This window comes from Pseudonocardia sp. CA-142604, assembly GCF_050948475.1.
GTDB lineage: Bacteria > Actinomycetota > Actinomycetes > Mycobacteriales > Pseudonocardiaceae > Pseudonocardia > Pseudonocardia alaniniphila.
Genome location: NZ_CP192045.1, coordinates 7,870,940 through 7,893,292 on the forward strand (window position 1 = coordinate 7,870,940; position 22,353 = coordinate 7,893,292).

A 22,353-nucleotide genomic window follows, 5' to 3' on the forward strand; every position below is an offset into this window, starting at 1 on the left:
CCTGCAACTCCCGAAGAGGAAATGCCTGCCGGCTGACGAGAGAACGTCCCGCCAGGGGCCAGTCGTAGAGCGTAGAACCCACGAAACCCGCCTGCTGCCGGCTCAGGACAGATTGACGATCTCGCCGGCGGCATCGAGGTCGATCCGATGCGCCGCTGGGTTCGTGCCCAGGCCGGGCATCGTCCGCATGTCACCGCAGATCGGGTAGATGAACCCGGCCCCGACGGAGGCGCGGACCTCCCGTACGGGAAGCCGCCACCCCGTCGGGGCCCCGCGAAGCGTGGGATCGGATGACATGGACAGGTGGGTCTTGGCGATGCACACCGGCAGGTTGCCGAAGCCGTTGTTCTCGTAGGTGTTGATCTGGCGGGCAGCCTTGGTGTCGTAGTCCACCCCATCCGCGCCGTAAACGCGCTTCGCGACCGTTTCGATCTTCTCGTGCAGCGGCGCGTCGTCGGGGTAGAGGAACTGGAACGACGCCGATTCCTCCGCTGCCTCGGCAACCGCCTCGGCGAGTTCAACGGCTCCCCAACCACCCTCCACGAAGTGCGTGCAGACGGCCGATCGGGCTCCCATCGACTCGGCGACCTGCCGGATGGCCTCGACTTCGGATGGGTGGTCGCCACGGAACGCGTTGATCGCCACCACCGGGGACACACCGTGGAGGCGGATGTTCTCGATCTGCTTGCACAGATTCACCCCGCCTTGGAGAACCTCCTCCGGGTTCTCGTGAAACAGTGCGTCCGGCAGCGTCTTGCCGGCGACGATCGTGTGGTTGCCGGAGTGGGCCTTGAGCGCGCGCACGGTCGTGACGACGACGGCAGCGTCCGGGATGAGCCCGGAGGCCCGGCATTTGATATTGAAGAAGCGCTCGGCGCCCATATCGGCACCGAATCCAGCCTCTGTGATGAGGAAGTCGCCCGTTCGGATGCCGATCAGGTCGGCAACCACCGACGAGTTGCCGTGCGCGATGTTGCCGAACGGCCCGGCGTGCACCAGCACAGGTGTGTTCTCGAGAGTCTGCATGAGGTTCGGCTTCAAGGCGTCGCGCATGATCACCGCCATCGCGCCCGCGCCACCGATCTCTTCAGCGGTCACGGCCTTGCCGGCGACGGTGTAGCCGACCACGATCCGGCCGAGCCGCTCGCGCATCTCCTTGACGGACTTGGACAGGGCGAGGATCGCCATGACCTCGGACGCGGCCGTGATGTCGAAGCCTGTCTGCCGCATTACGCCGTCCAGCCCCGAGCCAAGGCCGATGACGACGTTGCGCAGGGCTCGGTCGTTGACGTCGAGAACCCGGCGCCACGTGATGTTGTGCAGATCGAGCATGGCCTCGTTGCCCTGGAAGAGATGGTTGTCCAGGACGGCGGAGAGCATGTTGTGGGCAGAGGTGACCGCATGGAAGTCGCCGGTGAGGTGGAGGTTCAGGATCTCCATCGGCACGACCTGGCTGAAGCCACCGCCGGCGGCCCCACCCTTGATACCGAACGTCGGGCCCATCGACGGCTGACGGATGGCCACCGTGGCGCTGCGGCCGATGTGCCGCATCGCCTGCCCCAGGCCTACCGTCGTGGTCGTCTTACCTTCCCCCAGCGGGGTCGGGGTCACCGCCGAGACCACCACGTACCGGGCCCGCGGCCGGTCCGCCAGCGCCTCGATCGCCGACAACTTGATCTTGGCGACATGCTCTCCGTATGGCTCGATCAGGTTCCCGGCGATGCCCATCCGGGAGCCGATGTCGAGCAATGGCTTGAGCGTTGCCGCCTTGGCGATTGCGAGGTCGGACGGAAAAGCCATTGTTGTTCCTCTTTCCATGCTCTGGAGACACCTCGACATCAACAACAGGCTCGAGTCTCGATTGCGAGATCGTCCGACCGGCTCAGCGCGCCGATCTTTCATAATTTCAGCGCGGCCGCCCAGCGGCGCATGTCCTGAACATAGAGCTCGGGCGCCTCCATCGCGGCGAAGTGGCCACCATGGGCCACGTCGGCCCAATATTGGAGGTTGTAGCCCTTCTCGACGATGCTGCGCGGCGGCGTTGGCGAGCGGGAGTCGCCGGAATAGGATGCGAAACCGGTGGGCACAGTGACACGCGTTCCCTCGGGCATTTGCTTCACATGCTCCTCCTCACTTCCGGCGTAGAACCATGTGGAGGTTTGGAACGCATCGTTCATGACGTAGATCATGACGCTGGTCAGCAGCTGATCCATGGAGAACACTTGATCGAAGGAACAGACGCGCTTGTCACTCCATTGATAGAAACGCTGGATCAACCATTCCGCCTGCGCGACCGGATTGTCGGTCATGGCATAGGCAAGCGACTGAGGCTCGGTCGCCTGCAGCTGATAATAGGCACCCCAGAGCTTCTCATCCCTTTCCGACTCCGCATAGAATTTCTTCTCCGCGGCAGTCTCCGCGGGCACCTGCGGCGCCACGATCATCAGGTTGAGATGGATCGCCTTCACGACTTCGGGGAAATCGATCGCCAGCCAACCGGTCACACCGGCACCCCAGTCGCCGCCTTGCGCATAGTAGGTCTCGTAACCCAGAACATCCCGCATCAGCTTGTTCCAAAGCCGCGCGGTTGTACGCGCGCCAATCGGCCGCGACGGCTTGCCCGACGCACCATGACCGGGCAGCGAGGGGATGATGAGATCGAACGCCACTCCCGACTTCACACCAAAGCGTGACGGAAACGCGAGCGGCTCGATCACCTTCCAGAACTCGAACGTCGAGCCGGGCCAGCCATGAGTGCTGAGCAGCGGAAGCTTTGCCTTGTTGGGGCCGCTTTCGCCGATGACGCGGACGAACTGAATGTCGAGATCCTCGACCCTGGCCATGTACTGCGGGTAGCGGTTGAGGTCCCTGGCCGCCCCCTCCATGTCGAACCCAGTGGCCCAGTAGTCGATCAAGGCGCGAAGGTAGTCGGGGTCCATGCCATATTTCCAGCCCGACCCAGGAATAGCGCGCGGGAACGTGAACGTCTTGATCTTCCTGAGCAAGGCCTCCAGCCGCTGATCACTCCAGACCACCTCGTACTCTCGCAGCTCGCCGGGCCGAGCCGATGGCGTGGTCGACCCGAAGGCCGGCGTAAGGGCGCCGACAGCGGTGGCTGCCGCCGCGCCGAGCCCCGCCTTCAGCACCATGCGCCGTTGCAGATCAGCGGGGCGGTTATCGGCCGCAGTGCGGGGTGCGGACGTGATTTTTCGACCAAACAATGATTTGGCTCCACGGTGCGATTTCAGAATGTTGCCGATCGACGGCAGCTCCGCCGATGAAGATCGACTTCAGCCCGTCGTTGTTCATGAATTTCTCCGATCACCGCCCACCTCACGGGCGGCGTACGGCCATGGCCGGCTGCGGAACCGTCGACCGTGACGGATGCGGGTCGTGGCACAGGTCAGCAGCCGCGTGCCCACCGGTCCAGGCAGGTGTCCTGCATTGTTGGACACCTTCAGCAACCGGGTATCGAGTCGTGCTCGTTATGCGCCGCGCGGGGCCGAATCATCTCATTTGTCGGAGCACCTGCCCGAGAACGATCACGTGGCAACGGCCACCCCGGAGCCCGGTTGCCAGCCCCACAGGCACCGGAATTTCCTCACACAACACACCGAGTCTGCCGGACCGTCGGATCAGTGCGTTTCCACTCCTCCAGTGATGCGATGGTCGGTGCGCACTGGTCGAGCGCGATGTCCTGCAAACTCGATAAACTCCAAGACATCGTCGGGCCAAATTCGATGCCAGAGACTGAAAACCGATCTGGAGCGCGACTCAGATGCGACGGGCACGAGTGGCGATGAAACGGAAGCTGTCCTGCCGGCCGGACACGTAGTCGAACTCCACCGGATCCCCTTCTACGAAGGACCGGTAGCCGTCGGCCTCGATAGCACTGAAGTGGACAAAGACATCGAGGTTCTCGGGAAGTTCCGGGCTGGAGATGGCACCCCAGCCGCGTTCCGCCTTGTAGAACTTCACGACGCCGATGGCCATCTCCGGATCGAAGCTGATTCTCGGCCGATCCGCAAGACGTGCAGCTCGCCGCCATGGGAGCCGACCCACGGGTCGGCACGAACTCGCAGCCGACGACGGCCTCGAACTCAACGCGATCGACCTGTCCATCCATCCATACGCGACACGACGTCGGGCAACACGATTCTTGACGAATTCGATATACCCGCCCTTGTGTGGCGTAAGGCCGAAACGGTCAGCCATGGCCAGGCGGTGACGATTGGTACGCCGGCCCTACGATGGTCGCATGCCGAGAACCGATCAATTGACGGTGATTGCCAAAAGACGCCTGGTGCGCGCCCGCGCCGTCATCTACAACAGGGTGGACCTGACCAACTATCCGCACCGGATCCTGGTGGTATACGCGGCGCGCAACCTCTTCTTTCAGCGGTTCACCGACACGATCATCGCGGCGGAAATTCTCGAACAGCAAGGCTGGGAGCTGATCTCCGTAACGCCGGATCACGGGAGGTTTGTTTTCGCGACCATGCGCCGACGCTGGATCCCGTTCACCTGAGGTCTGCCAGCGAGGCCGTCCTGACGATGACCCGTGGTCTCTGGCGTCACTGATCAGACGACGGCGCTTCTCGCCCACTGAGCGGCCTGCGCAGTTAAACGCGACCTCTCCCTCGAAGGCGCCGGGAAAGAGCCAATACGCGGGACTGGCCGTGAGGCTGACCGGATGGGTGCCGCGGCTCGCGGCTCCGCTGACCTGGACGGTGCTTGATGTCATGCTGATCGTCGACCTGCTCGGCGAGTTCGGACTCGTCGACGAGGCCTTGCTCCGCATCTCGCCGTTCCTCACGGCCCTCACCCCGCTTGTCCACCAGAAACGGGCTCGTGCCCGCCCTGGCAGGTCTACGCAGGCGCGCGCTACTGGGGTACTCGGGCTGGTCGGCGTCAGGCCCGCGATCTCGTCGCATCCTGAGCGAGATACAGCGTCAGCTGCGCCGGTGCATCGCGTCGCGGAGCTGCTCCGGAGGCGAGACTACGAGCCTTCGGCGAAAGCAGAAACATCGCGTTTCGACGTCGCGCTGGCATATCGTTCGGGCCTCTACAGAAGGGGTATCGATGCACCTGCCCTGCGAGCCCGAGGTCTGGATGAAGATGGATGCAGGTGCGACACCGGGGCAATGCCGCTGCCCCCGGCTCCTGCCGGGTGCGCCGGAAGACGCCCCGCAGACTTACTGGGCGTGCCTAGACCGAGGCCAGCACGACTGGATCTACGACGGCTCCACGTGCTGCCTGGAGGCGCCGCGGAACTGGCGGCAGGTTTGTCACTGCGGCGCACAACGCTGGACGGAGGCACCTCCGTCTCACTCTCGACGGCTCGATCAACTCAGAGCTGAGATGAGCACCGTCCCCATCCTCGCGAGGGGATAGATCAAGAGCGTATGAACACGGTGGGATCGTGCTTCACGTTGCGGTTCCACCGACGGGGACGATCTCGTGTCGCTGCGCCAGGCGGAGGTGCGAGATCAACGCGGGCCTGGCTGAGGCGTGCCCGACCATGTTGCTCTTCGGAGGAGTACGGCTTCCATGAGCAGCATCAGGATGCCCGCCAGGATGGGAGCGCGGGTGCCGCCAGTTGTCGGACCGGCCGCGTTGATGTCCAGCGGTAGTGCTGCAGCCTGGCCCGAACAGCGCGCCTCCCGCCGGTGGCCCGGTGAGTTCTCGCCGACCAAGCCGCTGGCGACCAGGCGGCCGTTTGCGACGTCGAGTTGCCGGCCAGGTCATCCGTCAGCGCATGCCCGCCGCGCGGCAGCGCGCAGAGCTAAAGTGGCCTATCTGCTTCGCTTCGGCGAAGGATCTCGTCAACGACATGCGCGATCGGCGCGGTTGCATCGATTACGATCCCGTTTGTCGGGACGTCCTCCTTCATCTGATGCAATCGCAATACGAGATCCCGTTCCGATTGTTTTCCGCCCCACTCGCCTTCGGGTCGCCCAGCAAGCCGCCGGTTCAGTGTGCCACGATCGATCTCAAGGACGAAAACTCCGTCAAACAGATCTATGAACTTCGAGAAGTTCCTGGAACCTCCACAGAAGAAAGTTACCGACTCGTCCCGCCTGGCGACTATGGCTTTCACCTTGTCCACTCGCCAGATATGGTGCTCGTGACCACCCGGGCCATCCATCGGTTCACCGGTTTCCGGATCGCCTTGATACGCTAATTCACGGTCACCGTTGATGGCATGATAGCCGCGCCGCTGTAATTCTTTGCAGACCGACGTCTTCCCGGTCCCGGAAACTCCTTCAACCAGGTAGTTTCTCATGCCCATTGGCAGATCATAGCGAATGCGGGCCTGACGCTGCCCATCGAACGCGGCGCCAGCCCGGCCAAGATTTGGTCTGCGCGCGAGAGCCTGACGGCCGGTTTCTCCTGCGGTCCGCAAGCCTCTGACCCGCCGGCGGGAAGCCGCCGCGTCCGGCGGGCTCAGAACAAGCGCAGGAGAGCGAAATCGAGGTCGGGCAGGCCGGAGAGGTCGATCAGGAAGTATTCCTCCAGTGCGGCCCGAACAGCGGCCGGCGACTCCAGGCTGGAGCGCTCGGACGGCCCGTCGACGTGGTGGACAGCGAGCTCGGCACCTCGGGAAACGCCGCCTGACATGGTGTATCGGCAGCCGGCGCCGGCCCGGCCGATCACCAGCTCGCTGACGAACATCGATTCGGGGTAGTGCGAGCTGTACCACGAAGCCATCTCGTAGTCCGGGTAGAGCTGCTCGCTCAGGTCGAACCGGTACATCCGTCGCCACTGCTCGCCCGTGCGCCCCTCCACCACGTAGTCGGGGCCGTCGGGCCGCAGGCGGTACGGACCGTGTGGCGTGTCCTGCTCAGCGTGCGACTCGATCGCGAGCGCGCCGGTGATCGTCAGACTTCCGAACCCGACATCGACGAGGTGCGGGCCTTCCGGCAGGTCGACGCGCACGAGCATGTGGCCGAGACGCGGCATGACCGCGTCCTCGGGCAGGTTCCACAGGACACGGCCCGACAGGCCCGTGGTGCGGTAGCCGAGCGCGTCGAGGACGTGGCGGAGCAGCATGTTGTTCTCGTAGCACCCGCCTCCGCGCCCGCCGTGCACCAGCTTGGCATTGAGGGCGGCCACGTCGAGGTGCACATCGCGCCCGGTGAACTTGTCGAGGTTTTCGTAGGCGATCGACTGGGCGTGCGCGGCGACGATCTGCTCAAGGGTGGCGAGATCGGGCGCCGCCGACTCCTCGAAACCGGACAGACCGATTCGGCGGAAATAGGCGGCGATGTCGACAGCAGTCTTCGGCGGAGCGGCGCCATCGTGAGTGAGAGTCATCGAGCGGTGTCCCGTCAGCTTCGAAGTGACGAAGATCGGCCATGCGTCGGACGCGGAAACAATGCGATAACCATGATACCCAACCGGGCACCGATCGACAGATGGCAGCGGAGAAAACCATCGAGCCTGGCTGCGTGTTATCCAAACACACGCAACTTCGGATATCGGAGGATCACACCACTTCGACCTCATTTACCAATCACATACAGAACCATGTTGGACCGAGTAGACAGCACTCGCCCGGCTACCTCTGACGCCTTGATGACTGCCGGGCACCGGTGTTGATCCTGGACGCTGCTACCTCACGCCGTCCGCGCGGGTGAAGTGTCCACGGAAGTGAGTTGTACCGTCTTCGACGTGCCGGTTCGAACGGGCGAGCCATCCGACGCGGCGTTCATCGTCGAGATGGCCCGACTCGCCTCGGCGATCGAGGGCCGCCCGCTGCCCCCGGTCGACGATCCCTTGTTGGCGCAAGGTCTTCCCCCATCACCGGATACGAGTGTGCTGGCGCTCGACCACGACGGTCATCCGATCGGTGCAGCCTGGTGGCACTTCCGGGAACCCCTGCTGGTCGTGACACCCGACGGCGCGCCGGTCCCCGAGCTCGTCATCGCGGTGATGCCCGCCGACCGCGGTCGCGGTATCGGTCGGTGTCTGCTCGACGCGCTCACCGCCCGCGCTGCTCACCATGGCTACGACCAGCTGGCTCTCAACGTCCACATTCGCAACCCCGCAGTCCGGCTCTACAGTCGCGCCGGCTTCGTCGTCGCGGGGAAAGGCCGCGGCCCGCTCGGCGTCGCCATGGTCCGCCACTTGCCGTGAGCTGATTGCTCGGCAAGGACTGTTCGATCTCCCATGAGCTACCCCGCCACTGGACAAACCCGGACGGCGGCAGAAGTGCCGCGCAGTCCACGGCGGCAGCCAAGGCACCATCCGCGCTCGCCGCGCCGGGCGGAGAGGACGTCGGGTGGCAGACGTGGGCGTTGCGCCAGATGGTCGCTCTCCCACCACGACGTCGTAGAGGTACGACTTGGCCCCTTCCAGCTGAGCCAGACGCCAGGCGGGGGATGTTGATCGTCATCACTGGGAGTCAGCGGCCCCCGGAGTCGGTGCCATCGGCATCGTCCACGCCCCAGCCATAGCCGGCAGCTCGCCGCCCTCGCGCTTGTAGGTGGGCCGGTCGCCTCCCGGCGGGAACCGGTATGTACGCCGGTCAACGTGCAGGACGAAGGCGAAGCCGGCGACCTCCACAGCACGCCCCCTCGCCCCAGTGCGGCATCGCGTCGACCTGGCCCAGCCCGATCACATCGCCACCTTGCTATCCCCGCTACGGCCAGGGGTTGCGCGACGCTTCGAACACGCAGGCCGATCTCCGGGTGGTCTCGCCGATGCCGGCTACCCGTGGGTGATGGTGCCGATGATCTTCCATCTCTCCACGTCGCAGCCCGCCGCGCCTATCGGAACTGCCCGGATAGAGCTGTCGGACTGTCGCCCTTGGCCATCCCGGTCTCCGGACACGGGCCCTCGGGGCGAGCCCGGTGTCTTTTACTGGCGCGACCAGCGCTGTGCTGGACGACAGTCTCCGGTCAGTGGCACAGATCTTAAGACGTATCCACCGATCCTCGCCACGGACTGGAGCTGACCATGTCCCGGAAGCCGCAGCGACCACCACTGTGCGACCAGGTCACAGCCCCATGAGCTCCTCCGAGCTGGACTCGTCACGATCGCCGAAGCGGGGATCGGTGGGGCAATGCGTCGCGGCCCGCACAACCATCAGCGGACGTCCGGCCTCGAAGCCGCGTGACAAGCCCTGACGTCTCGCACCGCTAGGAGGAATCGATCGATGAAGATACACATCGGCAAGCGCGCGGTCACCGGGGACGGTAATGAGGAGCGTCTGGTCCGCGAATGGCGAGCACTTCAGCTACAGCGACTGGGCCTCTCGCAGGTGCTCGCAGGCAGATTCGCCGAAGTCGTCGACTGGCACGAGGTCGCCGCACTCGTCGAGCGCGGTTGCCCGCCGGACCTCGCACTCATGATTGTCTGCTGAGCCCAACCACGAACGAAAAGGAGCACCATGCCGATCACCAGAGGTTTCACAAGGCGAGGCGCCAGTGAGCCCGACCCGCGCCTGCCACCCGGCCAGTACGACAGCGGCGACACATGGCCCGTCCTGCATACGGAAGCCACTCCACAAATCCACACCGATACGTGGACCTTCACAATCGACGGCTTGGTAGCAACGCCCACCACGTGGAACTGGAGGGAGATCCGAGCGCTTCCCGGATCCCGATACCAGGGCGCCATCCACTGCGTCACCACGTGGTCGAAATTCGGCATGACATTCGACGGTGTCTCCGTCGATTCCTTGCTGGAGCTAGCGGGTCCACTCGACAACGCAGCGTTCGTACTCGCCCGTTCACACACCGGCTACACCACCAACCTGCCGATCGAGGACGTGACGGATGGCAAGGCCTGGGTGGTCTGGAAGGTGAACGGGGCGCCCCTGGAGGAGATCCACGGAGGCCCGGCCCGGCTGCTCGTGCCCCATCTGTACTTCTGGAAGAGCGCAAAATGGGTGTCGGGGATGACGCTGCTGGCCGAAGACCAGCCCGGATTCTGGGAGCGCAACGGGTACCACGACCGGGGAGACCCCTGGCTCGAGCAGCGCTACCAGGGAGACTGAGAGGGCATGACACATCCCTTCTCGATCGAATCCGGCACGGAGGCCGATCGAAGGGCGGGTCGTATACGGCGCGCTCACGCCAAGTCCGTGAGCGCCGGCGCTTCTCGCACCGGGTCCAGATGCCTGCAGCGCGTTCAGTCGACCCTACTGAACATGATCCAAGGAGGAACTGATGCTCGAATCGCTGAAGAACATCCATGTCACGGACGGCGACGCCGTGACCACTGAACACATTCGGATCGCGTTGACCGCAGGGAGCTTCGTCTACGACGACGGCGCGACCCAGGTCTTCGAACCGACCGGTGCCACCACGTACGTCGAGCAGGGCCAGCAGACACGAGGTGAGTGGTATCTCGACGACGACGGCCGCTTCTGCTCGTTCTGGCCCCCGGCCTATCGAGCCTGCTACGACCTGCAATGGATCGTGGAAGACGGCAGGATCGCCGGTCTCCGGTTCACCGAGCTCGGTCGGGGATCACACTTCGACGGCCGTTACCGCTGAGACCCGGCTTTCCACGGCTGAAAGAGCCACCACGTGATAGTCGGCCGGGAGTCCTCGGTCCAAGGCTGCAGCATTGGCTCCACCTCGGTTGGCGCTACAACGGCACCGACGATGTCCGACATCAGCTCACCCGAGAATTCCCCTGGTGCCTGACCGGCTGCCTGTGAGAAGAGAGCGTGAAGTGGGTGAAGTGGGTGCGCGGCCCGGACGCTGCTCGCCGACGACGAGCCCGGATCTCGGAGCGGGGCGCCTACCACAACTACAGCGACGCCAGGTCAGTTTTTGCCCCGCTGGTCCTCGCGCTGCTTGATGATGAATCCCAGCTTTCCGAGCACCCTGACCGCACCGACCTTCCCGCCTTCGAAATCTCCGGAGGCAAGACGCTCACCCGTAGCGAACTCGTAAGCTGTGCCCAGGATCGCTTTTGGCGGGTAACGGCGTTCGTCCCAGACCAGCTCATAGGCCCGGGCGGGGGCGAAGCCGTGCTCGCAAAAGAATCGCTCCGGTCCCAGTCGGTCGTACTCCTGTATCGCCTGCAACACGTGAGCCTGGGTCACACGGTTCCATGTGAGTGAATGTCCCATCGAGTCCTCTCAAGATAGATCTGCACCTCAGCCGTTCGGCTGCCATTCCGCTGCTCCCCCGACTGCGATCAGCGCGCGGCCTTCGACGTTCTCGGTTCTGACAATCACGAAGGCAGCCGCGCCGACCCCGGCCGCTTCCGTTGCCGCCGGTCGGGCGTACGTCGCCGAACCCGAGGCGTGTTCACCTCGTAGAGGTCGCCTTCGACGGTGTACACGCTTGCCTCGCCGAGCGGCGATCGGACCCGTGATAAGCACTGGTGAGCGCAGAGGATCTTGCTCGGAGCGGCCAGGGTGTGCCGTGCCGTCAGCCGCGGGCGCTCATTCCGAAGAGCGGCATCGCCCAGCTACATTCGGACCCGACGCCGCGCGAAAGGATCTACCAGATCTGTGCCCACTGGGAAGACGCGGACGCGACCGGCGTAGTCGAAATCGATCACACACGCGTCCGGATCAAGGGCGTCGGCCTGACCCTCAAGGGAACCAGGAGCGTCGCCGCGCTCCAACGCTACGGTTGCCTGCCTTCGCCCTCACCATGCCGCGGACGGGGCAGGCCGCGGTCGATTTCGCCGGCCGTCCGGCCGGACGTCGTGGTGACGGACATCCGCATGCCGGTGCTCGGCGGCATCGAACCCACCTGCCCTACACCTCCGTCAGGCCTCGGATCGCGTTCACGAATCACCGGCGGTCTGCGAGGTCTTCGGGGCGGGTATGAGCACCAGCGGGCACACGACGTGGTGAGCGCAGCGCTGCGCGACGGAACCGAGCACGGCGGAAGCCAGCGCGCCGCGTCCATGATTTCCCAGCACGAGCAGATCAGCATCGCGGGCGGCATCGAGCAGAACCGTCGCGGCATCGCCGTGCACAACGTGCCGCTCCACCGCCCGGACGGTCCCGACCGGAAGCGCGGCAATCGCGTCCGTGAGCCATTGCTCGGCCACGGCGGCCATCTCCTCGTCTTCGATCAGCTGCGGGACCATGACGCCGCCCACGATCCCGAGGTCGCCAGCCAACACCGGTGGAGGTTCGCTGACCGCTAGAGCCACAACCCTGGCCCCGCTGAGCTGCGCCTGTTCGAGCGCCCACTCGAGAGCGGCGACGGCGGCGGCAGAGCCGTCGACTCCAACGACCAACACCGGCCGGCGGCTCCCTTCGGCATCTTCCATCGCGGGACGCTGCGACTCGCCCGAGCCCCTGGTGACGGTCATGTCGCCGGTTCTCCTCGGATCGATGATCGTTTCGACGACCGTGGGGTACCCACACGATCACAGATACATCCGCTCCGACGATGCTCCTCAGGCAGCGCGAGCTAGCTGCCGGGCGTGACCAGACCCGTCTCGTAGGCCGTGATGACCAGCTGTGCGCGGTCCCGCGCGTCCAGCTTCGACAGCAGGCGTCCGATGTGGGTCTTCACCGTGCCCAGCGTGACGTGCAGGTCCTGGGCGATCTCGGTGTTGGACAGGCCGCGCGCGATCAGGGTGAGCACATCCCGTTCGCGCTCGGTGATGCCCCGGAGGGCCGTGGCCGCGGCGACACCCGGACCCCTCTGACGGGCGAACGCGGCGATGAGGCGGCGCGTCACGCGCGGCGCCAGCAGCGCCTCGCCGGCGGCGACCACTCGGATCCCGGTGATGAGCTCGGCCGCGGTGGAGTCCTTGACCAGGAACCCGCTGGCCCCGGCACGGAGCGCGGCGTAGACGTACTCGTCTAGGTCGAAGGTGGTGAGGATGAGGACGCGGACCGACGCTGTCTCGGGTGCGGTGCAGATGCGGCGCGTGGCCTCGATCCCGTCCATCTCCGGCATCCGGACGTCCATCAGCACGACGTCGGGCTGGTAGTGACGGGCCAGCCGCACGGCCTCGGAGCCGGTCCCGGCTTCACCGACCGGCCGGAAACCGGGCTCGGCCTCGAGCAGGGCGCGGAAGCTCTCCCGGATGAGCGCGTGGTCGTCGGCGAGCAGCACGCGGGTGCCCGCCGTCGGCTCCGGAGTCGGGGTGGTCGACGCCGTCACGGGGCGGCGTCCGGCTCGACGCGGGGTATGTCGGCGACGACCTGGAACCCGCCGTCCGCGAGTGGCCCGACGGTCAGCGTGCCGCCGTACACGGCGATCCGTTCCCGCATCCCGATCAGACCCTGCCCACCGCCCGGCCGGCGGCGCAGGACCCGGCGTGCCGGGCCGTCGTCGACGACCTCGATGCGCACCGACTCGGTCGTCCTCCGCACGACGACCCGGCAGTGCCGGGCGGCAGCGTGCCTGACGACGTTGGTGAGGGCTTCCTGCACGACGCGGAACACTGCCAGGTCGATGCCGGGCGGGAGCGCGACGGCTCCGCTCAGCTCGAGGTCGACGTCCAGGTTCGTGGCGCGGAACCGGTCGACCAGAGCGGGCAGGTCCGCGCTGCCGGGCAGCGGGCCTCGTTCGGCTTCACCGCTGTTCTCAGCGGTGGACGGTCGGCCCACCTCGTCGGAGGCGGGCCGCAGCACCCCGAGCAACTGGCGGATCTCCGTCATCGCAGCCCGGCTGGTCTGCTCGATGGCGCTCAGCGCGGCCTTCGCGTGCTCGGGGTGTTCGTCGGCCAAGCGGCCGGCCACGGAGGCCTTGATCGCGATGAGGCTCATGCTGTGCCCGAGGACGTCGTGCAGTTCGCGGGCGATCCGGAGCCGCTCGTCGGCAACCGCCTCCCGGGCCGAGCGACGGGCGAACTCGGCCTCGGCCACGCGCCGCGACCGCACCACCCGCCCGGCGGCCCAGGCCGCGCTGAGCAGGACGACGACGATCCCGAGCTCGAACTGCCACCACAGCGGCACCTCGCTGCCGGACGCGCCCCGGTCCGCAGGCGAGTGGATCCAGTAGAACGCGGGGATGGACGCTGCGGCCGCGCCGAGGCCGACCGCCAGCGCCGCCACGGCGACGATGGTCCGGCCGGTCAGGCTCGCCGCCGTGTACGTGGCGACGGCGACCGGGACGTAGGTCGCCCACACCGCTCCCGCGCCTACGACACCGAGGACGGTCGCCGTCACGGCGACCAGCACGACCCAGGCCAGCACCGGCATGCTCCAGCGACGGCGCAGCAGCAGCGGCGGCCCGGCGGCTGCCCCGACCAGCACGGCGGCCCATGCCGGACCGGGATAGGGGGGTCCGGGCGGGTCGAGCGGCGTGTACACCGCCAGGCACGCCAGCGCCGCAGCCGACGCGACGTCCACGACTACCGCACGGCGCCGTCGGGACTCCGGACGCGGGCCCAGGCCGACGACGTGGCGCACACGAGCACGCTAGGCCCGGATCCGGCACGAGCGCGTCTGACCCCGGTCAGACAGCCCGTGTCCGACCCGGGTCAGACGCGGAGCACGGTCCCGCGCTGCGATCGTCCGTCCATGACCATGACGACATCGGGCGGGCCTGGCCCCCGGCCGACGCACACCGGTTCCGACCCGCGTGCCGACCTGCGGGCGGCTGCGGTCTTCTTCGGGGCCGTGACCGTCGGCGGGGTGGCCGGGTTCGCGCTCGTCGAACTGCTCGGGATCGGCGGATTGCGCTGGAGCGGCTCCGAGCTCTCGGCCATCACCTCGGCGATCGGCGCGCTGGTCGCGGGACTCGTCGCCGGCCGGCTGCTACTGGGCGGCACGGGCCCGGCCATGACGGTGCGCGCACCGCGCCCCCTCACCAGCTGGCCGGGGACCCGCTTCGGCGCGGGTGCGCTCATCGCGGGGCCGCTGCTGCTGCTGGCCGGTGAGGCCGTCCGCTCGGGGCACCACTACTTCTTCCCCGCGCAACTCGCCGGGATGGTCAGCGCGCCGGGAACCATGCTGACCTCGTATGCCCTCTACACCGCGGGCCTGGTCCTGATGATCCCCGCGTTCCTCGCCCTGGCGGGACTGATCGCCCACGAGCGGCCCGGTTGGGCCTTCTGGGGAGCGACCATCGCGGTCGTCGGAAGCACGGTGCGCATCTTCCAGGAGGGCATCAGCTTCCTGGGCCTGCAGCTCGTCGGGGCGCAAGGACTGGAGGTCGCGACGGCGGCGGTGAGCGACACCTATGGAGCCTGGTACGTCCTGCAGACCCTCAACGGCAGCGACAACATCGCGTGGGTGGTGCTCGCGATCGGCGCGTACCGGGCCGGAGTGCTCGGCTGGGTGCCCGCGCTCGGCGTGGCGTTCATGATCACCCACTACAGCGGGGTGCTGAAGGGCAGCGATCTCAACTCCCTGACCGGCGCCGTGCTGCTGGCCGGTGCGCTCGTCCCCCTGGGGATCAGCCTGTGGCGGCGCGCCGAGCCCGTCTCCCGCAGGGTGTGGTGGGGCGGCGTCGCATCGTTGACGCTGCTGGCGGCCCAGTACCTGCTCACCGCACTGAGCGGGTTCCAGAGCCTGGGATGAGCGGAGCGACCCCTGTCGCGGACCGTCCCCGGTACGGGATTGCCGGACGTCCCGGACGGCCACAATCTCGCCACACAGCCGGTGATAGCTGATGGATACGCGATGTGTTGATCTCGGCGTTGACGCCTGACACCGCCGCTGACCTGGGAAGAAGCTCCTCCGACTGGACTCGAACCAGTAACCCTGCGATTAACAGTCGCATGCTCTGCCAATTGAGCTACGGAGGACCGTCTGACGCGGGGGCATCCCCCGCGGGCAGGAGAACTTTAGCGCACCGCCCCATCCCTCTTCGCACGCCCCCCACCGGCTGCCCGGTTGCGTCAGTTGACGCCGGAGCTGCTGGTGCTGGTGGTGTCGGCGTGCCTGCCGCCGTTCATCGTCGCCTCGACCCGGGCCCGCACGACGCCGGCCGCACCTTGAACGGCCGGGTGGTCGGCCACCCGCTGGTAGGTGCGGCGCAGCTGCTCGTAGCGCTCGTGGCCCGCCTTAGCACCCAGCACGTAGCCGATGGCTGCACCCAGCAAGAACTTCAGCATGACGCCTCCCGGCTCGTGGAATCCCTTGCCCGAACATCCTGCCCCAGGGCTCGCGACGGCGTCGGGACGCCCGTCGTCGATACGTGCGTTCAGCGCAATGCGATGGGCTTCATGGTCGACACGGCTGCGGTTCGCCGCGATGTTCGGACTTGTTCGGTCTGGTGATCGTCCGATCAGAAGCGATCAATTCGAGACCTTCAAGGCCTTGACGTGTGGTCTCCGCCACACGATTCTTCCTGCGGTTCTGTTCGAACTTGTTGCGTTGTGTTCGGACGGTCGCCTCACTGTGCCCTGCGTCAAAGGAGACGAGATGTCACGTCCGCAGTCCCAGGCCGAGTACCTCGCAAGGCTCGTCCCGCCATCCGTCGCGGCGCGGGGCATCGGCCGCCGCGCTCTGCTGCGGGGGGCGCTCGGGGTCGGCGCCGGTGTCGGCCTGACCAGTCTGCTGGCGGCATGCGGCGGCGGAGGTGACCAAGGTGGCGCGGCGGCCGGGCCGGGCACCGTCTCCTTCGGCTCCAACGAGAGCGGCACGACCTTCGCGAAGCAGCGCGACGCCATGGCTGCCGACTACCTCAAGGCCAGTGGGACGACGATCGCGATCAACGCGGTCGACCACAACACGTTCCAGGAGAACATCAACACCTACCTGCAGGGCAACCCGGACGACGTCTTCTCCTGGTTCGCCGGCTACCGCATGCGGTTCTTCGCCGACCAGGGCCTGATCGGGGACGTCAGCGCGGCCTGGCCGCTGCAGGGCATCCCGGACAAGTTCAAGGTGCAGTCCACCGCCGACGACGGCAAGCAGTACTTCGTGCCGCAGTCCTACTACCCGTGGGCCGTCTTCTACCGGAAGTCGATGTTCCAGGCGGCCGGGTACCAGGTGCCGACGACGTTGGACGAGTTCAGGGCGTTGTGCCAGCGGATGCAGGCCGACGGGCTCGTGCCGCTCGCGTTCGGCGACAAGGACGGCTGGCCCGCGATGGGCACGTTCGACATGCTCAACATGCGGATCAACGGCTACCAGTACCACGTCGATCTGATGGCGGGTAAGGGTTCCTGGGACTCTCCGCAGGTCAGGACGGTCTTCGACACCTGGCGGGGGCTGCTCCCCTTCCACCAGCCCGACGCGCTGGGCCGCACCTGGCAGGAGGCGGCGCAGACCCTGCAGAAGAAGCAGGCCGGCATGTACATCCTCGGGACGTTCCTCAACGAGCAGTTCCCCGACGACGAGGACGACCTGGACTTCTTCACGTTTCCCGAGGTCGACTCGCGGATCGGGGCCACCGCTATCGACGCCCCGATCGACGGCTTCTGCATGTCGGCGAGCCCGGACAACGAGGAGGGCTCGATCGCGTTCCTCAAGTACCTCGCCTCCCCGCAGGCGGCGGCGGCCGCCGCGACCACGGGGTTGCCGCTCATCGCGGCCAACACCGAGGCCGACACGAGCCCCTACTCGCAGTTGCAGCTGAAGTCGGCCGAGCTCGTCGGCCAGGCGACGGAGATCGCGCAGTTCCTCGACCGCGACACCCGTCCCGACTTCGCCTCGACCGTGATCATCCCGGCGTTCCAGCAGTTCATCGGCAACCCGGATGACATCGACGGCTTGGTGAAGAGCATCGAGGCCCAGAAGCAGTCGATCTTCACGAGCTGACGGGACGCTCGAGATGACGTCGGATACGTCGACGGCGCGCCGGGCCATGCCGCGCACTCGGCGGCAGCGCAAGCTGGCACCGCGCGACCGGGTCGTGGTCACGCTGATGGTCGTGATTCCCGCCGTGTTCGTGATCGGCCTGGTCTGGCTGCCCGCGCTCGGATCGGTGCTGCTGTCGTTCACGTCGTGGAACGGGATCGGGAGTCTCGACAGGATCAAGTTCGTCGGCGTCGACAACTACGTCGACATCGCGACGATCTACCCGCCGTTCTGGCCCGCGGTGCAGCACAACGTCGTGTGGCTGGTCTTCCTGATCCTCGGCCCGACGCTGCTGGGCGTCCTCCTCGCGGTGCTGCTGGACAAGGAGATACGCGGAACGCGGATCTACCAGACCGCGCTGTACATGCCGGTCGTGCTGTCGCTGGCGCTCGTCGGGTTCATCTGGCAGTTGCTGTACAGCCGCGACCAGGGACTGCTCAACGCGGTGCTCGGCACGCAGATCGACTGGTACGGCGACCCCGACGTCAACCTGTGGGCGGTGCTGTTCGCGACCGGCTGGCGCCACACCGGCTACATCATGCTGTTGTATCTGGCCGGTCTGAAGGGCGTGGACCCTTCGCTGCGGGAGGCGGCGGCGATCGACGGCTCCGGTGAGGTGTCCACGTTCTTCCGGATCATCCTGCCGGTGATGCGGCCCATCAACCTGATCGTCATCGTCGTGGTGGTGATCGAGTCGCTGCGCGCGTTCGACCTGGTCTGGATCGTGAACCAGGGCCGCAACGGCCTGGAGATCATCGCCGCGCTGGTGACGTCGAACGTGGTGGGTGAGGCGAGCCGGATCGGGTTCGGATCGGCGATGGCGACGATCATGCTGCTGATCTCGTCGATCTTCATCACGATCTACCTGCGTGTGGTCATGCGGGAGGACGAGTCATGAGCGAGCTTGCGAGCGAATCATCGACACAGCGCCTGCGCCCTGTGACGTCTTCATTCGGGCCGGCCGAGCGTAGCGAGGGCGTGCGATGAGCATGACGACGGTTGCACCGACCGCACCGCCTGCACCCGGCCCCTCCCGGCGGGCCGGCCCGCCGAGACGGCGCGGACCGCGGATGCTGCTGCACGCGTTCCTCATCGTCGTGTCCGTGGCGTGGCTGTTCCCGCTCGCCTGGGCGGTGATCAACTCCTTCCGCGACTACTCCTACACCGCGGAGCACGGCTACGTCTCGTTCGGCGGGTTCACGATCGACAACTACGTGAACGCGTGGGAGCGCGGGAACTTCGGACAGGGCTTCCTCAACTCGGTGATCATCACCGTCCCCGCCGTCGTACTGGTGTTGTTGCTGGCCTCCAGCACGGCGTTCGTCCTCGCGCGCTTCAACTACGCCTTCAACCTGACGCTGCTCGGCGTGTTCCTGGCTGCGAACCTGCTGCCACCGCAGGCGCTGCTGATCCCGATCTTCCGGCTGTACCGGCAGATCCCGCTGCCGGAATGGTTGAGCGACAGCGGCTCGCTGCTCGGCAGCTACTGGGGCCTCATCCTGATCAACGTCGCATTCCAGCTGGGCTTCTGCACGTTCGTGCTGAGCAACTACATGAAGACGGTGCCCAGGGAGATCTACGAGTCGGCCGAGATCGACGGGGCGAGTGTCTGGCGCCAGTACTGGCAGCTCACCCTGCCGCTGTGCCGGCCCGCTCTCGCCGCTCTGGCCGTGCTGCAGACGACATGGATCTACAACGAGTTCTTCTGGGCCACCGTGCTCATCCAGGACTTCGAGAAGCTCCCGATCACCAGCTCGTTGAACAATCTGCGTGGCCAGTTCTTCGTCGACTACAACCTGCTGTCGGCCGGGTCGGTGCTGGTGGCGCTCCCCGTTCTGGTCGTGTTCTTCGCTCTTCAGAAGCAGTTCGTCTCCGGGCTGACGCTCGGCTCCACGAAAGGTTGACGTGACTTCCTCCCTCCCGTTCGACGGCATCAGCATGGGCTGCGACTACAACCCCGAGCAGTGGCCCCCGTCGGTCTGGCGCGAGGACGTGACGCTGATGCGCGAGGCGGGCGTCGGGTTCGTGACCCTCGGGGTGTTCTCCTGGGCGCTGCTGCAACCCGAGCCAGACCGGTACGACTTCGGCTGGTTCGACGAGGTGCTGGAGCTGCTGCACGAGGGCGGGATCGCGGTGGACATGGCGACCGCCACCGCGGCCCCACCACCGTGGCTCACCACCGCGCACCCGGAGATGCTGCCCGTCGACGCCGAAGGCAGGACGCTCTGGCCGGGCAGCAGGCAGTCGTGGTGCCCGAGCTCGCCGGTCTTCCGGGAGCACGCCGTGGCGCTCGTCGAGCAGATGGCGCGCCGCTACGGCAGCCATCCCGCGGTGCGGCTCTGGCACGTCAGCAACGAGCTGGGATGCCACATCGGCAAGTGCTGGTGCGACGTCAGCGCCGCGGCGTTCCGGCGCTGGCTCTCCAACCGCTACGGGTCGATCGACGCATTGAACGACGCCTGGGGCACCGCGTTCTGGTCGCAGCACTACCGGAGCTTCGAGGAGGTGCTGCCTCCCCGGATCACGCCGGCCGTGCCCAACCCCACCCACGAGCTGGACTTCGCGCGCTTCTCCTCCGACGAGCTGCTCGACTACTACCGGGTCGAGCGGGACGTGCTGCGGAGGCTGTCGCCGGACGTCCCGGTGACGACGAACCTGATGGTCAGCTCGCACCAATCCGAACAGGACTACTTCAGCTGGGCCCCGGAGCTGGACCTCGTCGCGCAGGACCACTACCTCGACGCCCGGCTGCCTCACCCGCGCGCCGAGCAGTCCTTCACCGACGACCTCACCCGCGGGGTCGCAGGCGGCGCGCCGTGGCTGCTGATGGAGTCGGCGACGTCGGCGGTGAACTGGCAACCGGTCAACGTCGCGAAGCGGCCCGGTGAGCTGCTGCTGGACTCGCTGCGCCACATCGCCCGCGGTGCCGACGGGATCGGGTTCTTCCAATGGCGGGCCTCGCGGGCGGGTGGGGAGAAGTTCCACTCCGCGCTCGTCCCCCACGCGGGCCGGGACTCCGAGCGCTTCCGGGAGGTCGTCGGGCTGGGCGAGGCGCTGCGGCGGATCGGTGAGGTCGCCGGCAGCCCGGTCGAGGCCGACGTCGCGCTGCTGTTCGACTGGAACTCGTGGTGGGCGTGCGACCTCAGCTCCCACCCTTCCGCCGAGCTCCGCTACGTCGACGCCGTGCACCGGTGGCACCGCGCCGTCACGGAGCTGGGCGCGACGGCCGACGTCGTGCACCCGGAGTCGGACCTCTCCGGCTACCGGCTCGTCATCGTGCCCACCCTGTACCTGTCCTCCGACGCCACGACCGCCTCGCTGGACGCGTACGTGCGCGGCGGCGGGCAACTGCTCGTCACGTACTTCTCCGGGATCGTCGACGAGAGCGACCACATCCGGCTGGGCGGCTACCCGGGGGCGTTCCGCGAGCTGCTGGGCGTGCGATCCGAGGAGTTCGCGCCACTGCTGCCAGCAACGACCGTCACGCTGGACGACGGGAGCACCGCCGACCTCTGGACCGAGGTTCTCACCGCGCTCGACGCCGAGGTCGTCGCCCGCTACACCGACGGGCCGCTCCCAGGCACGCCTGCGCTCACCCGCCGGGCCGTCGGCGACGGCGTCGCCTGGTACCTCGCGACCCGGCTGGACGACGCTGCCACCGCCGCCCTCGCCAACCGGCTGACCCGGGATGCCGGGGTGAGGCGCCTGGCAGGAGCGGCGGCGGGTGTCGAGCTGGTCCGCCGCGGGCGCTACCTCTTCGTCCTCAACCGCGGACACGAACCTGTGAAGGTGCCCGCACACGGCTGTGACCTGCTCACCGGCGCCAACGTCGAAGGTACGGTCGTCGTGCAGGCGGGGGGCGCCGCCGTCGTACGTGAGGAGGAGTCCTGATGCTGGCTCGCCAGCGACAGGAGCTGATCTTGGACGCCGTCCGCACCACCGGAGGCGCGCGCGTCTCCGAGCTCGTCGAGCGGCTCGGGGTCTCCGACATGACCGTGCGCCGCGACATCGAGGTCCTCGCGACCCGCGGCCTGGTCACGCGCGTGCACGGCGGGGCGACCGCCGCCGGCAGCAGCGTCGACGAGCCGGGGTTCGCCGCGAAGTCGGGCCTGCACACAGCGGCCAAGCAAGCCATCGCCGCGGCGGCGGCCGCGCTGATCGAGCCTGGCGCGTCTGTGGCGCTCTCGGCGGGCACCACCACGCATGCCGTGGCATCGGCGCTCCTCACCGTGCCGCGGTTGACGGTCGTGACCAACTCGCTGCGCGTGGCGGAGGTGCTGCACGAGTCGCCACGTGACGATCTGACCGTGGTGCTCACGGGCGGGGAGCGCACCCCGTCGGACGCGCTGGTCGGGCCGGTGGCGGTGGCTGCGCTGCGGCAGCTTCACGTCGACTGGCTTCTCATGGGCGTACACGGAATGGACGCCGAGGCGGGATTCACGACGCCGAACCTGGTGGAGGCGGAGACGAACCGGGCTCTGGTCGCGAGTGCCCGCCGCGTCGCCGTGGTGGCCGACAACTCGAAATGGGGAGTGGTGGGGTTGAGCACGATCGCGACACTCGACGAGGTGGACGTGGTGGTGACGGACGTGGGGCTGGACGAGGACGCCCGCAAGATCCTCGAGAGCTCCTGCGGACGGCTGGTGCTGGCGTCATGAGCGAGC

General features: G+C 67.0%; 21 protein-coding genes and 1 tRNA gene. 11 read left to right on the forward strand and 11 right to left on the reverse strand.

The features are described 5' to 3' along the window. Positions 1–102: 102 nt before the first annotated feature. The 3 genes from ACQPZQ_RS35535 to ACQPZQ_RS35545 form a co-directional block, all read right to left on the reverse strand. A complete protein-coding gene (locus tag ACQPZQ_RS35535; RefSeq protein ID WP_433299511.1) occupies positions 103–1,800 on the reverse strand; it encodes a formate--tetrahydrofolate ligase in 1,698 nt (565 codons plus the stop codon). A 98-nt stretch (positions 1,801–1,898) separates the two neighbouring features. Beyond that, a complete protein-coding gene (locus ACQPZQ_RS35540) occupies positions 1,899–3,149 on the reverse strand; it encodes an epoxide hydrolase family protein (RefSeq protein ID WP_433288252.1) in 1,251 nt (416 codons plus the stop codon). A 625-nt stretch (positions 3,150–3,774) separates the two neighbouring features. Further along, on the reverse strand, positions 3,775–3,993 hold the full coding sequence (locus tag ACQPZQ_RS35545) for a cold-shock protein (RefSeq protein WP_433288254.1): 219 nt from the start codon (positions 3,991–3,993) through the stop codon (positions 3,775–3,777). 265 nt (positions 3,994–4,258) lie between these two features. Between ACQPZQ_RS35545 and ACQPZQ_RS35550 the strand changes: the two genes are divergently transcribed. Continuing rightward, a complete protein-coding gene (locus ACQPZQ_RS35550) occupies positions 4,259–4,528 on the forward strand; it encodes a hypothetical protein (RefSeq protein ID WP_433288256.1) in 270 nt (89 codons plus the stop codon). Positions 4,529–5,785: 1,257 nt separating this feature from the next. On the opposite strand, the gene ACQPZQ_RS35555 is transcribed toward ACQPZQ_RS35550, so the two are convergent. Continuing rightward, positions 5,786–6,292 carry an AAA family ATPase gene (locus tag ACQPZQ_RS35555; protein ID WP_433288258.1) on the reverse strand — a complete coding sequence of 169 codons (507 nt, stop codon included), beginning with the start codon at positions 6,290–6,292 and terminating at the stop codon, positions 5,786–5,788. Positions 6,293–6,447: 155 nt separating this feature from the next. Further along, on the reverse strand, positions 6,448–7,317 hold the full coding sequence (locus ACQPZQ_RS35560; protein WP_433288260.1) for an arylamine N-acetyltransferase family protein: 870 nt from the start codon (positions 7,315–7,317) through the stop codon (positions 6,448–6,450). Between the two features lie 357 nt (positions 7,318–7,674). On the opposite strand from ACQPZQ_RS35560, the gene ACQPZQ_RS35565 reads away from it, so the two are divergent. From ACQPZQ_RS35565 to ACQPZQ_RS35580, 4 genes are all read left to right on the forward strand, one after another. Continuing rightward, entirely contained in the window at positions 7,675–8,139 is a 465-nt protein-coding gene (locus ACQPZQ_RS35565) for a GNAT family N-acetyltransferase (protein ID WP_433288262.1), read from the forward strand. A gap of 1,021 nt (positions 8,140–9,160) precedes the next feature. Further along, positions 9,161–9,367, forward strand: coding sequence for a hypothetical protein (locus ACQPZQ_RS35570; protein WP_433288264.1), 207 nt, complete (start codon positions 9,161–9,163; stop codon positions 9,365–9,367). A gap of 27 nt (positions 9,368–9,394) precedes the next feature. Continuing rightward, positions 9,395–10,003 carry a sulfite oxidase-like oxidoreductase gene (locus ACQPZQ_RS35575; RefSeq protein WP_433288266.1) on the forward strand — a complete coding sequence of 203 codons (609 nt, stop codon included), beginning with the start codon at positions 9,395–9,397 and terminating at the stop codon, positions 10,001–10,003. Positions 10,004–10,175: 172 nt separating this feature from the next. Further along, on the forward strand, positions 10,176–10,505 hold the full coding sequence (locus ACQPZQ_RS35580) for a hypothetical protein (RefSeq protein WP_433288268.1): 330 nt from the start codon (positions 10,176–10,178) through the stop codon (positions 10,503–10,505). A gap of 275 nt (positions 10,506–10,780) precedes the next feature. Here ACQPZQ_RS35580 and ACQPZQ_RS35585 read toward each other — a convergent pair whose 3' ends face one another. The 4 genes from ACQPZQ_RS35585 to ACQPZQ_RS35600 form a co-directional block, all read right to left on the reverse strand. Continuing rightward, positions 10,781–11,062, reverse strand: coding sequence for a hypothetical protein (locus tag ACQPZQ_RS35585; RefSeq protein ID WP_433288270.1), 282 nt, complete (start codon positions 11,060–11,062; stop codon positions 10,781–10,783). A gap of 695 nt (positions 11,063–11,757) precedes the next feature. After that, positions 11,758–12,294, reverse strand: coding sequence for a universal stress protein (locus tag ACQPZQ_RS35590; RefSeq protein WP_433288272.1), 537 nt, complete (start codon positions 12,292–12,294; stop codon positions 11,758–11,760). Positions 12,295–12,395: 101 nt separating this feature from the next. Beyond that, a complete protein-coding gene (locus ACQPZQ_RS35595) occupies positions 12,396–13,097 on the reverse strand; it encodes a response regulator (RefSeq protein ID WP_433288274.1) in 702 nt (233 codons plus the stop codon). Beyond that, positions 13,094–14,350: a sensor histidine kinase gene (locus ACQPZQ_RS35600; protein ID WP_433288276.1), complete on the reverse strand. Its 1,257-nt coding sequence runs from the start codon at positions 14,348–14,350 to the stop codon at positions 13,094–13,096. Before ACQPZQ_RS35600 ends, ACQPZQ_RS35595 begins: the two co-directional genes overlap by 4 nt. Positions 14,351–14,461: 111 nt before the next feature. Between ACQPZQ_RS35600 and ACQPZQ_RS35605 the strand changes: the two genes are divergently transcribed. Continuing rightward, on the forward strand, positions 14,462–15,463 hold the full coding sequence (locus ACQPZQ_RS35605) for a hypothetical protein (protein WP_433288278.1): 1,002 nt from the start codon (positions 14,462–14,464) through the stop codon (positions 15,461–15,463). A 154-nt stretch (positions 15,464–15,617) separates the two neighbouring features. Here ACQPZQ_RS35605 and ACQPZQ_RS35610 read toward each other — a convergent pair. Continuing rightward, a tRNA-Asn gene (locus ACQPZQ_RS35610) sits at positions 15,618–15,690 on the reverse strand. Positions 15,691–15,783: 93 nt separating this feature from the next. Next, a complete protein-coding gene (locus ACQPZQ_RS35615) occupies positions 15,784–15,999 on the reverse strand; it encodes a hypothetical protein (RefSeq protein WP_433288280.1) in 216 nt (71 codons plus the stop codon). 310 nt (positions 16,000–16,309) lie between these two features. Between ACQPZQ_RS35615 and ACQPZQ_RS35620 the strand changes: the two genes are divergently transcribed. The 5 genes from ACQPZQ_RS35620 (at position 16,310) to ACQPZQ_RS35640 (ending at position 22,347) form a co-directional block, all read left to right on the forward strand. After that, on the forward strand, positions 16,310–17,650 hold the full coding sequence (locus tag ACQPZQ_RS35620) for an ABC transporter substrate-binding protein (RefSeq protein ID WP_433288282.1): 1,341 nt from the start codon (positions 16,310–16,312) through the stop codon (positions 17,648–17,650). A gap of 13 nt (positions 17,651–17,663) precedes the next feature. After that, positions 17,664–18,587: a carbohydrate ABC transporter permease gene (locus tag ACQPZQ_RS35625; protein WP_433288284.1), complete on the forward strand. Its 924-nt coding sequence runs from the start codon at positions 17,664–17,666 to the stop codon at positions 18,585–18,587. A 172-nt stretch (positions 18,588–18,759) separates the two neighbouring features. Further along, the gene (locus tag ACQPZQ_RS35630; protein ID WP_433288286.1) at positions 18,760–19,593 is read left to right on the forward strand and encodes a carbohydrate ABC transporter permease; all 834 of its coding nucleotides are present in this window, start codon (positions 18,760–18,762) and stop codon (positions 19,591–19,593) included. A 1-nt stretch (position 19,594) separates the two neighbouring features. After that, the gene (locus ACQPZQ_RS35635) at positions 19,595–21,580 is read left to right on the forward strand and encodes a beta-galactosidase (RefSeq protein WP_433288288.1); all 1,986 of its coding nucleotides are present in this window, start codon (positions 19,595–19,597) and stop codon (positions 21,578–21,580) included. Next, on the forward strand, positions 21,580–22,347 hold the full coding sequence (locus ACQPZQ_RS35640; protein WP_433288290.1) for a DeoR/GlpR family DNA-binding transcription regulator: 768 nt from the start codon (positions 21,580–21,582) through the stop codon (positions 22,345–22,347). The genes ACQPZQ_RS35635 and ACQPZQ_RS35640 overlap by 1 nt, the downstream gene beginning before the upstream one ends. Positions 22,348–22,353 lie beyond the last annotated feature (6 nt).

Coding starts and splice junctions, on each gene's coding strand:
- ACQPZQ_RS35535 (WP_433299511.1), bottom strand. CDS start 1,800: ATGGCTTTTCCGTCCGACCTCGCAATCGCCAAGGCGGCAACGCTCAAG.
- ACQPZQ_RS35540 (WP_433288252.1), bottom strand. CDS start 3,149: ATGGTGCTGAAGGCGGGGCTCGGCGCGGCGGCAGCCACCGCTGTCGGC.
- ACQPZQ_RS35545 (WP_433288254.1), bottom strand. CDS start 3,993: ATGGCCATCGGCGTCGTGAAGTTCTACAAGGCGGAACGCGGCTGGGGT.
- ACQPZQ_RS35550 (WP_433288256.1), top strand. CDS start 4,259: ATGCCGAGAACCGATCAATTGACGGTGATTGCCAAAAGACGCCTGGTG.
- ACQPZQ_RS35555 (WP_433288258.1), bottom strand. CDS start 6,292: ATGGGCATGAGAAACTACCTGGTTGAAGGAGTTTCCGGGACCGGGAAG.
- ACQPZQ_RS35560 (WP_433288260.1), bottom strand. CDS start 7,317: ATGACTCTCACTCACGATGGCGCCGCTCCGCCGAAGACTGCTGTCGAC.
- ACQPZQ_RS35570 (WP_433288264.1), top strand. CDS start 9,161: ATGAAGATACACATCGGCAAGCGCGCGGTCACCGGGGACGGTAATGAG.
- ACQPZQ_RS35575 (WP_433288266.1), top strand. CDS start 9,395: ATGCCGATCACCAGAGGTTTCACAAGGCGAGGCGCCAGTGAGCCCGAC.
- ACQPZQ_RS35580 (WP_433288268.1), top strand. CDS start 10,176: ATGCTCGAATCGCTGAAGAACATCCATGTCACGGACGGCGACGCCGTG.
- ACQPZQ_RS35590 (WP_433288272.1), bottom strand. CDS start 12,294: ATGACCGTCACCAGGGGCTCGGGCGAGTCGCAGCGTCCCGCGATGGAA.
- ACQPZQ_RS35605 (WP_433288278.1), top strand. CDS start 14,462: ATGACCATGACGACATCGGGCGGGCCTGGCCCCCGGCCGACGCACACC.
- ACQPZQ_RS35615 (WP_433288280.1), bottom strand. CDS start 15,999: ATGCTGAAGTTCTTGCTGGGTGCAGCCATCGGCTACGTGCTGGGTGCT.
- ACQPZQ_RS35620 (WP_433288282.1), top strand. CDS start 16,310: ATGTCACGTCCGCAGTCCCAGGCCGAGTACCTCGCAAGGCTCGTCCCG.
- ACQPZQ_RS35625 (WP_433288284.1), top strand. CDS start 17,664: ATGACGTCGGATACGTCGACGGCGCGCCGGGCCATGCCGCGCACTCGG.
- ACQPZQ_RS35630 (WP_433288286.1), top strand. CDS start 18,760: ATGCTGCTGCACGCGTTCCTCATCGTCGTGTCCGTGGCGTGGCTGTTC.
- ACQPZQ_RS35640 (WP_433288290.1), top strand. CDS start 21,580: ATGCTGGCTCGCCAGCGACAGGAGCTGATCTTGGACGCCGTCCGCACC.